Raw genomic sequence first — 15,591 nt, forward strand, 5'->3', positions numbered from 1 at the left:
CGGGCGACCTTGTACTACACGTGCGGTTTCTGCTTAGTTGTGCGTGCCGGTTGTACCCGTAGTACCTGTGGTACCCGTTGTACCGCCGTTGGCACTGCCACCACTGTTGGACGCCGCTATCGCACTTGCCACCATTGCAGTACTGGCCGCCGTGGCTTGAGAAGCCGCCACATTGCCCAATACATTAGTGGCAGCCGTTAGCGGCGCCTCCACCGCAGATGCCCAGTTGCTCAACATCGACAACAGGGCAATTGCCATCACTTTCTTCATATCAACTCCTTTCCAACATTCAACCGCACAACTACCCGGAAGTCCGTTGGAGGTGAGAGACCAAGTCGCAAACATTGCGAACAGGGCCATTGTTCATTCACAGTTTTACGCGACTGATAAATGTCGAATGGCAAGGTTTATATCTACGGACTTGCAAGTGGCAATTCCAGTCTATTTTCCCGACGATATCTAACATCCTGACCGGAAATAACATTTCATCGAAGTGACAGTTAACGGTCATTAAATTGACATCAACCGAGGTAGCCCCTCGGGTTTTTCGATTGCCAGCGCCAGGTGTCGGTCATCATTTGCTGCAAGTTGCGCGTGGCTTTCCAGCCCAGTTCTTCGGCTGCCTTGGAAGGGTCGGCCCAGCTCTCGGCGATATCGCCGGAGCGGCGCGGCATCACCCGGAAAGGTACCGGCCGCCCGCACGCCTGTTCGAAGGCCCGCAGTACCTGCATCACGCTGTAGCCATCGCCGGTGCCGAGGTTCCAGGTGTGGATGCCGGTGCGCCCGCTGATGGACTGCAAGGCCTTGAGGTGACCGTCTGCCAGGTCCACCACATGGATGTAATCGCGCACGCCGGTGCCGTCGACCGTAGGGTAGTCGTCGCCGAAAATCGACAATTCCTGCAAGCTGCCGACCGCGACCTGGCTGATATAGGGCACCAGGTTGTTGGGAATGCCGTTGGGGTCTTCGCCCATCCGGCCGCTGTCGTGGGCGCCGATCGGGTTGAAGTAGCGCAGCAGCGCGATGCTCCAGCGCGGCTCGGACAGGGACAGATCGCGCAGCACGTTCTCGACGATCAGTTTGGACTGGCCGTAGGGGTTGGTCGGGATGCCGGTGGGGAAGTCTTCGCGAATCGGCATCTTCTCGGGCTCGCCGTACACCGTGGCCGAGGAACTGAACACCAGACGGAACACGCCGGCTGCGGCCATCGCCTGGCACAGCGTGATGCTGCCGCCCACGTTGGTTTCGTAATACTCCAGCGGCTTGCGCACGCTCTCGCCGACCGCCTTGAGCCCGGCAAAGTGCAGGACCGCATCGATGGCATGCTCCTGGAAAATTCGGTCCAGCAGAGGCCTGTCGCATATATCGCCGTGAATCATCAGCGCACTTCTGCCACAAATGGCTTCCACTGCATGCAGCGCGGCGTCGGAACTATTGCAAAGATTATCCAGTACAACGACTTCATAACCTGCTTCAAGCAATGCAAGTGTGGTATGCGAACCGATATAGCCGGTGCCACCGGTTACCAGAATCTTCATAGCGCGGTCCATAGTGGGGAAAGTGCCAAGTAGTGTGTCAAGCCCCCTTTATTGAATGTGCGAACCAGGCCTCACAAACAGGGGCGACAACAACCGAAAACAAATTTAGTTCAACGACTGGCAATAATTATTTTTGCAGGCCAAACTGTATTGCCGGTTACTTATTAGCACTCGAACGCAAACACCACTATCAACAGATACCGACTAAAAATAACTAACAACTATCAAACCGACATCTCATAACATTGCCCTGTTTCTCCTGCATTGCCATTTGCCATCAACTAGCCGCCTCGGGTATTAAAGTAAGCCTTCAATAATCATTGAAACTTGCAATCACTCGTTATTGCGCACACTTGGCTGCGTGCCATGACACCCCAGGATATTTTTATGATTCGTAAATGTTTGTTCCCCGCTGCCGGCTATGGCACCCGTTTCCTGCCGGCGACCAAAGCCATGCCCAAGGAAATGCTGCCAATCGTCAACAAGCCACTGATCGAGTACGCCGTCGAAGAAGCACGGGACGCCGGTCTTGAGCACATGGCGATCGTCACCGGGCGAGGCAAGCGCGCGCTGGAAGACCATTTCGACATCAGCTACGAGCTTGAGCACCAGATCCGTGGGACCGAGAAGGAGAAGTTCCTCGCCGGCACCCGCGAGCTGATCGACACCTGCACTTTCTCTTACACCCGCCAGATCGAAATGAAGGGCCTGGGCCACGCGATCCTCAGCGGCCGCCCGCTGATCGGCGACGAACCGTTCGCCGTGGTGCTGGCCGATGACCTGTGCCTGAACCTGGAAGGCGAGGGTGTATTGGCGCAGATGATCCAGCTCTACAAGAAATTCCGCTGCTCGATCGTGGCCATCCAGGAAGTGCCGCACGATCAGACGCACAAGTACGGGGTGATCGCCGGCGAGCAGATTTCCGAGGGCATCTACCGGGTCAACAGCATGGTGGAAAAGCCAACCCCGCAGGATGCGCCGTCCAACCTGGCGATCATTGGCCGCTACATCCTGACGCCGGACATTTTTGATCTGATCACCGATACCCAACCGGGCAAGGGCGGGGAAATCCAGATCACCGACGCCCTGATGAAGCAGGCGCAGAACGGCTGCGTGCTGGCCTACAAGTTCAAGGGCCTGCGCTTCGACTGCGGCGGCGCCGAGGGTTACCTCGAAGCGACCAACTTCTGCTACGAGAACCTGTACCTCAAGGGCCGTTAAGCGACCCGCATCAACGCCCACTCTTCATTCAGGCAGGCCACTATGAACATCGCACAACATTCGGCAGACATTGAACTGGAGGTGGGCAACCTCGGGGTGATGAGCTGGCTCTCGCGACACCAGCCGCTGCCCAGCGCCAACGAACCCTGGCTGGGCACTCACCTGCTGGTGGAGCGGATCGGCGTGTTCCCCTCCTCCGGCGACATCCGCCGCGCGACACCCGATCCCTATCCCCTGCTCGCCCACCTGAAAAGGATCTACGGCGAACAGGCACTGGAAATCTGCGACCGCGACGGGTTGAAAGTGATCTTCAGCGACTGGCGATTCCGCGTCCGCCTGTGCTGCAACGAACCGGCGATCATCATCAATGTGGAGACGCGTTGCGACATGCAGTCGATGCCGGTGAGGACTGCGCAGCTGCTTGAGCAGTTGGAGCAATTCGAGTCCACACCCCGATAACTCTGTGGGAGCGGGCTTGCCCGCGAAGAGGCCGGCACATCCAGCATCGATGGCGCCTGACACACCGCCTTCGCGAGCAAGCCCGCTCCCACAGTTTTGATCGAGTACACACACAAATTCGGCATCCACAGCAAATCCCCTGTGGGAGCGGGCTTGCCCGCGAAGAGGCCGGCACATCCAACATTGATGGCGCCTGACACACCGCCTTCGCGGGCAAGCCCGCTCCCACAGTTTTGATCGCGGTGATACCCAAATTCTGCATCCACTGCAAATCCCCTGTGGGAGCGGGCTTGCTCGCGAAGAGGCCAGCACATCCAACATCAATGGCGCCTGACACTCCGCCTTCGCGGGCAAGCCTCGCTCCTACAGTTTGTTAGCGAGTCGGGCCGCAGCCTTCCTGCGGTGAACCGCTGGTGATCATCCGATAGAGGTAATCAGCAATCACCCGCCCTCCCGTCTCCGGGATCGGGTGGATGTTGTCGGGGCCGATCATGGGGGTTGGACCGCTGCGGGCGTAGCGTTTGGGGTCGGTGCCGAAGGCGCATTGCAGGTTGGCGTATCCCAGATGCTCGGCGCGGGCCCAGGGCTGCAGGACTTGCGCGTAGGCCGACATCGGGTAAGCGCTGGAACGGGTGGTGTCCTGGCGCAGGATCAGGTTGATGCTCGCCGTCGGCTGAATCTCGCGCACCATCCGCACCAGTCCCTGGATATTCTGCAGATACTGCTCGGGCTTGACCCCAAACCCTTGGTCATTACCACCAAGCATGATCAGGTAAACGTCCGCGGGAATCTTCGACACCACCGCTTTCCACTGCGCCTGCCAGCGGCCATCGCTGTGATAGAAATCAGCCGACGCCGCCCCCGACGCCGCCAGCTTGGACACCCGAACGCCACCCTGGTCATTGCTCAACCACAGACCAAACAGCGTCGGCGCCCCCTTCACCACTTCCAGCCTGAACGCCCAGTCCTTCGAAGCCAACAAGCCAGGCAATCGCACTTCCTGAACTCCGTCGCCTCCGAGCGCCAGCGACTGCCAAGGCTGCGACGACGACCAGCGATAACGCACCTCACTGCTGGAGCCATCCCCCAGATACAGCAACTTCGCAGCAGAGACGGCCGTATCGATGCCCTTGCCCGAACTGGCGTCCACCTCAAGCCATGCACCCGGCCGCCCCGTCACAGTCCGGCTGTCAGGACTCGCCTGCCCCAGCCCCGACACCCGCCAATCACCACCAAAGTACCTTTCGCTGCTGCGGGTGTACTTGAAGTGCGAACCACCCAGCGCCGCACCATGGTTGAAACCCACATACCCAGGCCCGGCGAAACCCGCCTCACCCGCCAACCGCTGGACCAGTCGATTCAGATAAAAATCCTGCCCCGCGCTGTAGCTGTCCCCGATCACCGAGATCGCCAGCACCTTCCCCGCCTTACCCTCACGCCACTGGGCGAAGCGCTCGCGAACATCACCCACCTCGACCACCGAAGCCGCAACCGGTTGCGCACCATCCACTGCCAACATGAATCAGCGAACCTGCGGCACGGCAACCACGGTTTCCCGAGGCTTTTTATTCGCAGCGCGCTCGCCCAAAAACAGCACTGAAGTGAAGTTGAACCGACTGAACACCATCGACAGCACCACCGGCCCCAGCAAGCCGGACATCAGCCCGCCAAACACCAGCACGCTCTCATCCTTCACACCCAAACGCCCCAGCACGAACCGCGACGTGGCGGCGAACAGCACATGGAACAGGAAGATCGCGTAGGAATAGCCACCCAGCCAGGTCAGCCACTTCGAGCGCACGTCACTCGACAGCAGCGCAATGCAGGATACGCAGCCCACCGTCAGGCCAATCAGGCTGCGGCGATCGACAATCAACTCGCGATCCACCGCCGCCACGTACAACAGCACCAGCGCAATCAGGGCAAACACCAACGGTCCCGCCACCTTGAATGCTTGCTTCAACGCGCCGACCTTTTCCTGGCCAATCATCCCGGCCACGAAAAACGGCAGCAGGTACAACGCACCATTGATGCCAAACGCATCCACCGTGAACGGCGGCAGCAGGAACAGCACCGCAGCAAAGGCAAACAACAGATACAAACGCGTCATCCCGCGCAACAGACCACGCCACTCCAGCAGGCCGACGAACATGAAGATGATGAACACCGCCTGCAGGAACCAGAAGTGATTGATCGGCACATAGAACGACAGCAGCGCCTCCATCACACCCACATCCTTGTTCACACCGGGGCCGACCGCCTGCAACACGGAAAACGGCACACCCACGCAAAGCAGCGGCACCAGCAGCCGCCGTACCTTGCCGGCAAAAAAGCTCGGGAAGTAATTGCCCCTGATTTTGTAGATGGAATAGATGTAGCCGGAAATGAAGGTGAACAGCGGCATGCGCACGTACACCATGGAATCGGCGATCACCCGGAACGGAGAGCCCAGGTCGATTTTCAAGCCGCCACCCAGCGGGCCGATCACGTGATAGAGCACCAGCAGCAGGCACGCCAGCCCGCGCAGGGTTTCGATCTCCAGTGACTTCTTATTGCTCGACATAACGTAGCCTCAACTCAAAACTCTGGATTCAATCAACACCGGTTTTCGCGCTCGCAGCATCAGCCCAAGCCCGACGAACAACACCGGCACCACCATGGAAAAGTGCCGGGCGAAGGAACCGAAGTCCGGCTCGAACAACCCTTGAACCAGCAGGAAGGACAACGGAATCGCGATCAGCTCCTTGGCCTTGGTCTGGATCGGCACGCCCTTGTACTCGGACGAGGTGATCACCTTGAACAGCAGCAAGGCGGTCATGATCATCAACGATACGAAGATCACCTGACCCGGACCGGACAGCATGATCAGCTCCACCGGGAACGACAGACGGAAGAAGATCACCATCGAGTCGATCGCCTGCGAAACGAAATCGCCGCCGCTGATCCAGGACACGATCAACGACTTCGAGCCCTCCTCGCCCGCAGTGCGCAACTCGTTGTTGCTGGCGCGAATCGACGACACCGAGTATCCGAGCGCCAGCTGAATCGCCGTGGCAATCGCCAGGTAGAACAGAAACAGCATCAGGAAAAAGGTCGTGCGCGAGACGTACTTCTTCATCACGCAGACCCCGACCCAGGCCATCGAAAACAGAATCCAGTAAGGCCGGATCAGCACACCGTAGATCAGTGCCGACAGGAAAAACCCCACGCGGTATTGCCGGGAGTAGGAGCTCAGCAGGATCGAAAGAATCGCCACCGAAACGATGATTTCCTTGGTCAGGTTTTCCAGGAAGAACGAACGGACCACGCCCCACAGGCACAGGGTAAAAAATATCGTCAGCGGCATGCGCCGGAAGATGAAGACCGGAATCGTCGTCATCAGGAAATTGCAGAACATGCCGTAGGCCCAGGCATTGGTCAGATTGATCCCGGTGGGCCGCAGCAGGAACGCCGAACACTCGTAGGAAGAGCGGTCCGGCGAGAAGGGATTCCAGAAGTTGCAGTTGTCGGCCCGGGCATAGGACGACCACAACGTCATGGCGTCCGGGCCCGGGTCCCGGGAGATCAGCAGAGGCATCGCCACCGACAGGAACAGGCCGGTGAACAGGATCAGGAACGACAGCGACGAATCGAGTTTCTGCCCGCGAAACTCGATGCAGGGCAATTTCAATCCCATGCCAAGGCACCTTTCCCTCGCGGCGCACGGGTCAGCACGGCGATCACGCCGAGCTGCACGATGATCGCCAAAACGTTGCCCCAGGCCGCGCCATAAATCGAATGATGCTTGATCAGCAGATAGCTGACCGGCGTCGATACCAGCAGGCAGATGGCGGCACTGGCCACGGACACCCGGCTGTTTTTCGAGGCGATCAAACCACCCCAGACGATGTCGCCGATGGCCCGCAGGGCGAAGGAAAAAATCAGCACGCCGAGGATCGCGTTATCCGGACGCGGCACTGTCGCAGCGACGTAATCCAGCACCACGTTGAAGAACAGATAGATCAGCACCGCCACCGCCGCGGACACCATCAGCGAACGCATCACCCACTGATTGACGAACAGCTCGCGAACCGTGAAAGCCTGCTGGTCACGCTGAAAACGCTTGGAGAGCACCGGGATCCCCACCACCGCCACCACGGCGTAAGACAGCGCCTGCAAAGTGTTGGCCGCCGACCAGGCATACACGTATTTACCGAGGCTCGCGTAGGGCTCGATGTCGATGATGAGGAAGCGCTCGACATACTGACTCAGCGCAATCAGGCCGGTGCCCAGATAGAACGGCAGACCGGCCTTCCACACCGACGTCGCCCCCAATTCACCCTTGACCCGGCCCTGATGCAGCTTCGCCACGATCAGGTAACCAATCACCATCACCACGACGTTGGCCGCGCCCCACAACCACAGCACCGTGTCGATCGCCGACACCTTGCCGAGCATCATCCCGCCCACCGCCAGCAACGCCCAGAGGCCGGTCTTGATGAAAAACAGCATCGCGCCCCAGGTCGCCTTCTGCGCGGAGAACACGAACGAGTTGATCTCGAACGACAGGTGCTCGGTCAGCAACACCAGCGTCACGCAGAGAATCAGCGCGGTACCGGCCTGCACGTCCTGGAACAGCGAATAGATCGCCACCGTCGCTACCGACAGCACCAGCCCCACGGCCAGATACAGCAGCAGCACCTTGTTGACGACCTGCCGCGAACTCAGGCCGACGCTGATCAGGCGGTTGATTTCGGAACTGAAGCCAACGCTGTAGAACTTCGAAGCGATCAGCGACGCGGCCACCACCACGCCGTAGAAACCCAGGGCGTCGTAGCCCAGGTAATGGGTGATGGCCAACACCAGCAGAAACTTCGCACCCAGGGCCCCGCCCCGGAGCAACAGCCGGAATATCATCGAACGATTCCCTTGATGATGTCGTCCATCATCACCGACTTGGCTTCGATCTCGCGGCAGGTGTCGGTCAGGCGCTTGCCGAAACTGGCCAGGGCGTTCGGCGCATAGACCGTGTTGATGATGGTGTCGACATCGATGTCGCCGCCATTGATCACCCAGTCTTCCACGCCCATGTCCTGATAGGCGCCGAAGCCCTTGCGCTCGTAGCTGATGTGGTAAGCGGGAACGCCGGACAACAAGGACTCGATGGCACCGTGCAGGCGCACGGAAATGACCAGGTCCGGCTGATGTTTGGCAATGGTCGCCTTCAACGAAAGCAACTCTTCAGTGATGCCCAGCTCGCGATAAAACGCGCCGTCATCGTTGCCGCGCACGGCGCTTTGCACCGCGCAAATCACCTTGCTCTTGTTCTTCAGGCGCTGCAGCAGCACCTTCAGATTGGCCACGTAGGCAACCTTCTTTTCCTTGCTCCACTCCGGCGGCTTGCGCAGCACCACGCACACCACCGCCGGTGACGATGCGCAGCGAGTGAACTTGGGTTGCATGAGGATTTTGCCGGCCAGCGACTGCACCGCCAGATCGGGTGCGCGGTAGACGTTTTCACAGGCATCGAACATCGCAGACGAGCGGTTATCGCGCACGAACACCGCGTCGGCGCTGGCGTAATGCTCGACGATCTTGCGGCTTTCACCATGGAACGGGCCGATGCTTTGCGGCAGGTAAACCGACGGCACCTTGCTCAGGATCGCGGTTTCCAGCTGCTTGGCGTGCCCCAGCTTCAACTTGATGTGTTCAAAGGCACTTTTGGAACGCATGTAGCCGCCGCCGACGCCAACGATCAGGTCGGTGGTCTTGAGCAGATCCGCGAGCCCGGCGTAGGACTGGTTGAGGAACACCGCCTGCTTGACCCGCCCCAGCCCCTTGGCCGCCATCACCGGCGCGTCGTAACGCTTGTGGGGAAGATAGCTGAAAGACTCGGGATCGGAGGCCACGACATTGATCGTGGTGTCTTCGCCAAAGTTGCGTTGCACCAGGGCAATCGCCAGATCCACGAGCAGGCCGTCGCCGGAGTTGGACGCGCTGTAGCCGTGCAAAATCGTTACGTTCATGAGCTGATGTCTACTTAATAAGTTTGAGCGGAATACACGTCATAGGTTTGCCGGATCATCAACGCGGCACTGAAGCGCTCGCGCACGGTCTTGCGGCCTTCGGCGCCGAGGTCCTGCAGGCGCGGCTTCTGGATGTCCACCAGCACATCGGCCAGCGCCTGGTGATCGCCGGTCGGGAACACGTAGCCCGTCACCCCGTGGCTGACCAGTTCGGGCAACGAGGTGCAATCGCTGGCGATCACCGGCAGCCCCATGGCCATGCCTTCCAGCGGCACCATGGCAAAACCTTCCCAGCGGCTGGGCACGATCAGCGCATCGGCCTTCTGATAAAGCGCATGGACTTCCGTCGGCGTGACCCACGGCAGGTATTCCACCGAATCCATCTCGGGCCGCTCGACGAAATCCTCGTTCACGGCACTGCCGACCACGGTCAGTTTCAGATCGCTGCGCTGAACCTTGGCGTAGGCCTTGAGCAAAACATCGAAACCTTTCTGGTAATCGAGCCGGCCGACAAACAGCAGGTGAATCGGCTTCTGCTCATCGACCTTCTGCTGATCGTCACGGTGATGAATGCCGTTGTAGATCAGCTTCATGCGGTGACGATCGATACCGAACGCGGCGGCCTTGTCCATTTCGTACTGGCTGACACAAATGATCACGTCCGTGACCTTCTGCAACGCCCGCTCGATCAGCGAATAGATTTTCTGCTTGGCCGGCGAGCTTTCCATCAGGAACGAAAAGGCGTGGGGGCAGTAGACGATTTTCGGCGAGCGCCACGGCCGCAGGACCAGGCACACGCAACGCCCGATCACCCCGGAAAAGGTGCTGTGCAGATGCACGACCTGGGGTTTCTCCTTGAGAATCACCCGGACCAGTTGCCAGGCAAATCGCAGCAGCGACAGCGGGTCGCGTCGGGTTCTGTCGAAGGTCCTGATCTGTTGTTCGTCGATGCCGTGCAGCTCTTTGCGTTGATCGAACGGAATCAGATAGACCAGCTCATAGTTCGATGTATCGCCTTCCGGCGGCGCGGAAATCGTGCGGATTACCGTGGCGACACCACCCTTGATCGTTTCGGCTACGTGCAATATTTTTTTCACAGCCCACCCACTTCCATGCATGTAAAAACAGTTGCCGAGACTCAGGATTTGTCCGACGCGTATTCGTAGTTGTAATAACCGTAACCACCGTTGCCGTAGTAACTGGCGGCCCGTTTCTCGACGCCGTTGAACACGGCGCCCTTCAACTCGATGCCGTTCTGGGCAAAGCGGCGAATGGTCAACTCGATCTCTTTGGCGGGGTTCACGGCAAAGCGCGTGACGATCAGGCTGATCGCCGCTTCACGGCCGACAATCGCCGCGTCGGTCACCGCCAACAGTGGCGGCGTGTCGATGATCACCACGTCGTAGCGCTCGCTGAGTTCGGCCATCAGCTCGCGGAAGTTGGCGTGCATTAACAGCTCCGATGGGTTGGGCGGGACCTGTCCACGGCTGATGAAATGCAGGTTTTCGACTTCAACGGTATTGATCGCCTGGTCGATGGTGCAACGCTTGACCAGCAGGTCCGACAGGCCGTTGGCGATCGGTGTGTTCAGGGTTTTGTGCAGATGCCCCTTGCGCATGTCGGCGTCGATCAGCACCACGCGCTGCCCGCTTTGCGCCATGACGGCGGCGAGGTTGGAGGAGACGAAAGTCTTGCCGACCTGAGGGCTGGGACCCGAAATCATGATGCGGTTGTTAGTCGAGTCCAGCGCCGCAAAATGCAGGCAAGTGCGCAGGCTGCGGATCGATTCGATGGACAGGTCCGTGGGGTTACGCAGCGCCAACAGATATGCCTGGTCGGCCTCTTTTTTGGTGCGGACTTTCTTGCTGTCTTCTTCCTGCTGCAACGCGCTGTAAGGAATCGAGGCGTACACCGGCAAGCCCAGTTGCTCGATGGCTTCCGGTCCTTCCAGCCCGCGGCTCAGGGATTTGCGCAGCAGCACCAGCGCCACGCCGACAAACGCGCCGAGGAAGGTGGCGATCAGCACGATCAGCGCCTTGCGCGGTTTGACCGGGTTGGTCAGGTCGACATCCGCGCTGTCGATCAACCGCGCGTTGCCCACCGCCCCTGCCCGGACGATGTCCAGTTCCTGGGATTTGTTCAGCAACTGGGTGTAGATCTGCGAGGCCACTTCGACATCGCGGGTCAGGTTCAACAGTTCCTGCTGAGTGGAAGGCAGGTTCTGGGATTTGCTCTCCAGCGCCTTCTGTTGCTGGGTCAATTCACCGATCTGAGTCATCAGCGCGCGATACGCCGGATGCTGCTTGGTGAATTTGCGATCCAGTTCGGCCTGCTGCATTTTCAGCTCGGAAATCCGCGTGTCCAGGCTGACGATCTGCTCCAGCACCGATTGGGTTTCAAGGGAAATGTTCACGGTCTTGCCGCGAGTCTGGTAGCCGTTCAGGGCTTCGCTGGCCTTGGCCAGATCACGCTTGACCTGCGGCAACTGGCCTTGCAGGAAGTCCAGGCTCTGCGCCGCTTCGGCAGAGGTGCGCTGCACGTTCTGCTCCACGTACAGCGACGAGACCTTATTGAGGATCCGCACGGCTTCGGCCGCGTCGGTGCTGGCCAGGGCCAGGCGGATGATGCCGGACTCCTTGCCCTGCTCGGAAATATCCAGGCCATCCTGATAGTTCTGGATGGTCACGATCCTTGCACTGCGCACCACCTCGAAGCGAGTACCGGGATTGGCCTGCAGGTGGGTCACCAGACCTTCCACACCGTCCTGAACAAAAGCGGTGCCGACAACGCCTTCGGCCAGCAGGTTGTCGTTGTCATCGAACAACTGGAAACGCTGCTGCTCGCCGGCAACCAGCGTCAGCTTCTTGCCCAGCAATTCGTTGGGCAGATTGAGCCGCGGAATGTCCAGCCGCTCGCCGCCCCACGCATAGCTGTTCAAGCCAAAACGCGGCGCCGCGACACTTTCGGGTGTTTCACCGCGGAAACGCCGCGCGAGAAAGCCGCCAACCACCGGAAAGGTATTGGGAGTAACGTCGATGTCCAGGTGCAGGTCATCGACGGTTCTGCCGATCACCGCGCGGGACTTGATGATGCCGATTTCGGTCACCGACGGCGATTGCCCGCCGAGCATGCTGTTGAGGTCGGAGAAACCGAGCATGTCGTTCTTCTTCGGTTCGACCTGAACCAGCGCGTTCGCCAGGTACACCGGCGTCGACAGAATCGCATAGGCGACACCGGCCGCCATGAATGCGCCGGTGAATGCGCCGATCAACCATTTCTGGTCGATTAAAGTGCCGAATATACCGAGAAGATCAATATTGTCTTGCTCGTTATCGCGGGTACTGATGACTGACGGTAACTGCATAAGTCTGTTCTTACCATTCACGGGTCTGAAGAATATTGATCAATGTCCGAGGCGCTGCGCCCATGAGCAAACAGCATCTTCAATCAATGCATGGGCATGAATAAATGCTGCTTTTCCTTGACGATAAGGGTCTTGTATTTCTCGTTCGCTCTGCCATTTACCGAGCAGAAACACCTTGCCCCGCGCGTGGGATGCAATCTTCAGTACTTGTTTTACATGCTCTTTTTCCATCACCAGAATCAGGTCTGATTCATTGACGATGTCCGATGTGAGTTGCCGGGCCTTGAACGCCTCGGCGCTGTGCCCGCGGTCTTCCAGGACCTGCCGCGCCGACGGCTCCATGGCTTCGCCGACCCGTGCGGCAAGGCCTGCCGAGGTCACGCTGATCGATGAAGTTGCCAATGCGTTGCGCAGCAACAGTTCTGCCGTAGGACTGCGGCAAATATTGCCCACGCAAACGACAAGAATATTTTTGAACAAGGTAACTTTCCCGTGTAATGCTGATCGGCCACTACGTCGCGCAGGTTTAATGAACCCGCACGACCTTCCTGCACTCAGAAATAGATTCACCCTGCAAGTACAGGTGCATTAAGTACCACAGCCGCGGAAAGTCCCCCAACCAGAATTGCCGGACCAAAAATAACGAGTGTTATCTAACATTTGCTATCCGACAAAAAATAACATTCGTGCACTTCAGCACCTGACAATCATCGAATTTAAAGTAACGGAATAACTAATGACTGATGTCAACTCTCATGAGGAGAACGGACATGAATTCGGTACATTTGAAACGACTTACCTTTTCGACTCTGTTGGTGCTCGGTGCCGCCAGCCAGGTGCACGCCAATGAGCTGTTTCCAGTATTGGCCGCCAACAAGAACATCGGTGTTCAGGTCAAGATCCAGAGCTTCACCGCCGCCGATGCCGAGGACATCAAGGCGCAGGGTTTCGGCTTCGTGCGCTTTGGCGTCTGGACCAACAGCCTGGGTGGCAAGGCTTATCAAAAACAGGTCAGCGACGCGTTCGCCGCCGCCCGCTCTTCCGGCCTGCCGGTGCTGCTGACCGTGCGTTCGACCAAGGCGCTGACCACATCGCCGGGCAATACCAGTGAACTGACCGCCGCCGGGGAAAGCTTCGCCGGTTCCGTGAAGGATCTGGAGCAAACCTATGGATCGCAACTGGTGGCGATCGAGATCTGGAACGAGCCGGACCTGGGCACCTACTGGCCGACCGGCAGTTTCGACACCACCTTCGTGCCGTTCATGAGCGCCATGTGCAATACGCTGCAACAAAAGCCGCCGTCAGTACCGGTGGTAGGCTTCGGCTTCGCCCGGCCGCCGACTGCGGGTTCCGCGTCGACGGTGGCGATGAACAAGATCGTCAGCGCCTATCCCAACTGCCTGGATGCGGTTTCCTACCATCCCTACGGCATGACGAGCACCCAGATCAGCAATGCCCAGGCGTTCATTCAACAGAACTTCCACATTCCCGGCGTGATCAGCGAATGGGGCGTGTCGGCGCTGGCCTCCAACGGCGGCGCAGACGGCCAGGCAGCCAAAATCAGCGCGTTCATCAGCGATGTGAAGAAGCAGAAGATCGGATTGGCCTCGATCTACGAATGGCGGAACACCGACTCGGGCAGTGACGAGCGGGAAAAAAACTTCGGGCTGCTGTTCTCCGACGGTCAACCGAAGCCGGCCAAACTGGCTGCCAAAACCCAGCTGAACCTGCAATGAGGCACAGGCGATAGACGGATCTGGCGGGGTGCTGGCGGTCGGTTGCCTGGAACCTCAGGCCGCTTTCGGTATCTCAATTATCGATATGTACCCCGCCTTTCAAACAGCCGTTTTCAGGATGTTGCCGCCGGGACCGTCTATACACGTATGTGCCCTTGAGCGGCTGTCGGCGCTCGGGTAATGTCATCAGACCCATAGGACAGAGCACGCTCATGACTTCCAAGCTGGAACAACTCAAGCAATTCACCACCGTGGTTGCCGACACCGGTGACTTCGAAGCAATCGCCCGCGTTAAACCGGTGGATGCCACCACCAACCCTTCCCTCCTGCTCAAGGCCGCGGCCATTCCCGGTTACGCCGAGCTGCTCAACAGCTGTGTCAGCGACTGCAAGGGCGATGTGGGCCTGGCCAGCGACCGCTTTGGCGTCGCGGTAGGTCAGGAAATCCTCAAGGTGATTCCGGGTCGCATTTCCACTGAAGTGGATGCGCGCCTGTCGTTCGATACCGATGCCGTGCTCAAGCGTGCGCACCGTCTGATCGAGCTGTATGAAAAAGCCGGCGTCGGCCGCGACCGCGTGCTGATCAAGATCGCCTCCACCTGGGAAGGCATCCGTGCCGCCGAGATCCTGGAAAAGGAAGGCATCCAGACCAACCTGACCCTGCTGTTCTCCTTCGCCCAGGCTGCGGCCTGTGCCGACGCGGGTGTGTTCCTGATTTCGCCGTTCGTGGGCCGTATCTACGACTGGTACAAGAAAGCCACCGGCAACGAGTACACCGGCGCTGATGATCCGGGCGTGCAGTCGGTGACACGCATCTATAACTACTACAAGGCCAATGACTACAAGACCGTGGTGATGGGCGCCAGCTTCCGCAACCTGAGCCAGATCGAGCACCTGGCCGGTTGCGACCGCCTGACCATCAGCCCGGACCTGATCGACAAACTGGCCGCCGACACCGGCAAGCTCGAGCGCAAACTCGCGCCGGGGCATGCCGGTGAAGCGCGCCTGAACCTCAACGAGGCGCAGTTCCGCTGGTTGTCCAACGAGGACGCCATGGCGACCGAGAAACTGGCTGAAGGCATTCGCCAGTTCGCCCGGGACCAGGAGAAGCTCGAGGCGCTGCTGCAGGCCAAGCTGTGATCTGAGTCGGTGCAATGCAAAAAGGGCGAACCCTGGTGGGTTCGCCCTTTTTTATGGTGTCTGCTTTGGGTCGATGGTGATTGAGCTGACGCCTTCGCGGGCAAGCCTCGCTCCTACAGGGGATCGTGT

The 15,591-nt window shown here is 59.1% G+C and carries 14 protein-coding genes; 4 read left to right on the plus strand and 10 right to left on the minus strand.

Going from position 1 to position 15,591, the window contains the following annotated elements; translation table 11 throughout:
• Positions 1–33 precede the first annotated feature (33 nt).
• Together ACW9JE_RS09785 and galE are read right to left on the minus strand one after the other, a co-directional pair.
• Positions 34–270 carry a hypothetical protein gene (locus tag ACW9JE_RS09785; RefSeq protein ID WP_175378024.1) on the minus strand — a complete coding sequence of 79 codons (237 nt, stop codon included), beginning with the start codon at positions 268–270 and terminating at the stop codon, positions 34–36.
• 251 nt (positions 271–521) lie between these two features.
• Positions 522–1,538 (minus strand): UDP-glucose 4-epimerase GalE, encoded by a 1,017-nt coding sequence (galE, locus tag ACW9JE_RS09790; protein ID WP_457432631.1) that lies wholly within the window; start codon positions 1,536–1,538, stop codon positions 522–524.
• Between the two features lie 387 nt (positions 1,539–1,925).
• Between galE and galU the strand changes: the two genes are divergently transcribed.
• Both galU and ACW9JE_RS09800 read left to right on the plus strand, forming a co-directional pair.
• Positions 1,926–2,759, plus strand: a complete 834-nt coding sequence (gene galU / locus ACW9JE_RS09795) for a UTP--glucose-1-phosphate uridylyltransferase GalU (RefSeq protein ID WP_224539577.1) — start codon at positions 1,926–1,928, stop codon at positions 2,757–2,759.
• Between the two features lie 42 nt (positions 2,760–2,801).
• Complete coding sequence (locus ACW9JE_RS09800) at positions 2,802–3,218, plus strand: mannose-1-phosphate guanylyltransferase (RefSeq protein WP_457432632.1); 417 nt, start codon at positions 2,802–2,804, stop codon at positions 3,216–3,218.
• Positions 3,219–3,591: 373 nt separating this feature from the next.
• Here ACW9JE_RS09800 and ACW9JE_RS09805 read toward each other — a convergent pair whose 3' ends face one another.
• The 8 genes from ACW9JE_RS09805 to ACW9JE_RS09840 are packed head-to-tail and all read right to left on the minus strand — an operon-like array spanning position 3,592 to position 13,067.
• Complete coding sequence (locus ACW9JE_RS09805) at positions 3,592–4,737, minus strand: SGNH/GDSL hydrolase family protein (protein WP_457432633.1); 1,146 nt, start codon at positions 4,735–4,737, stop codon at positions 3,592–3,594.
• Positions 4,738–4,740: 3 nt separating this feature from the next.
• On the minus strand, positions 4,741–5,781 hold the full coding sequence (locus ACW9JE_RS09810; protein WP_457432634.1) for an acyltransferase family protein: 1,041 nt from the start codon (positions 5,779–5,781) through the stop codon (positions 4,741–4,743).
• A gap of 9 nt (positions 5,782–5,790) precedes the next feature.
• The gene (locus ACW9JE_RS09815; protein WP_224539585.1) at positions 5,791–6,894 is read right to left on the minus strand and encodes a hypothetical protein; all 1,104 of its coding nucleotides are present in this window, start codon (positions 6,892–6,894) and stop codon (positions 5,791–5,793) included.
• Positions 6,885–8,114 carry a phosphoribosylaminoimidazole carboxylase gene (locus tag ACW9JE_RS09820; protein WP_457432635.1) on the minus strand — a complete coding sequence of 410 codons (1,230 nt, stop codon included), beginning with the start codon at positions 8,112–8,114 and terminating at the stop codon, positions 6,885–6,887. Before ACW9JE_RS09820 ends, ACW9JE_RS09815 begins: the two co-directional genes overlap by 10 nt.
• Positions 8,111–9,223, minus strand: coding sequence for a polysaccharide pyruvyl transferase family protein (locus ACW9JE_RS09825; RefSeq protein ID WP_457432636.1), 1,113 nt, complete (start codon positions 9,221–9,223; stop codon positions 8,111–8,113). The genes ACW9JE_RS09820 and ACW9JE_RS09825 overlap by 4 nt, the downstream gene beginning before the upstream one ends.
• Positions 9,224–9,237: 14 nt before the next feature.
• Positions 9,238–10,320 carry a glycosyltransferase gene (locus ACW9JE_RS09830; protein ID WP_457432637.1) on the minus strand — a complete coding sequence of 361 codons (1,083 nt, stop codon included), beginning with the start codon at positions 10,318–10,320 and terminating at the stop codon, positions 9,238–9,240.
• Positions 10,321–10,361: 41 nt separating this feature from the next.
• Positions 10,362–12,587: a polysaccharide biosynthesis tyrosine autokinase gene (locus ACW9JE_RS09835; protein ID WP_457432638.1), complete on the minus strand. Its 2,226-nt coding sequence runs from the start codon at positions 12,585–12,587 to the stop codon at positions 10,362–10,364.
• Positions 12,588–12,626: 39 nt separating this feature from the next.
• The gene (locus ACW9JE_RS09840; protein WP_224539594.1) at positions 12,627–13,067 is read right to left on the minus strand and encodes a low molecular weight protein-tyrosine-phosphatase; all 441 of its coding nucleotides are present in this window, start codon (positions 13,065–13,067) and stop codon (positions 12,627–12,629) included.
• 290 nt (positions 13,068–13,357) lie between these two features.
• Here ACW9JE_RS09840 and ACW9JE_RS09845 point away from each other — a divergent pair, with 290 nt between their 5' ends.
• Positions 13,358–14,323: a cellulase family glycosylhydrolase gene (locus ACW9JE_RS09845; RefSeq protein ID WP_224539596.1), complete on the plus strand. Its 966-nt coding sequence runs from the start codon at positions 13,358–13,360 to the stop codon at positions 14,321–14,323.
• Between the two features lie 212 nt (positions 14,324–14,535).
• Entirely contained in the window at positions 14,536–15,462 is a 927-nt protein-coding gene (tal, locus tag ACW9JE_RS09850; protein ID WP_224539598.1) for a transaldolase, read from the plus strand.
• Positions 15,463–15,591 lie beyond the last annotated feature (129 nt).

This window comes from Pseudomonas sp. SDO55104_S430 (assembly GCF_054070595.1).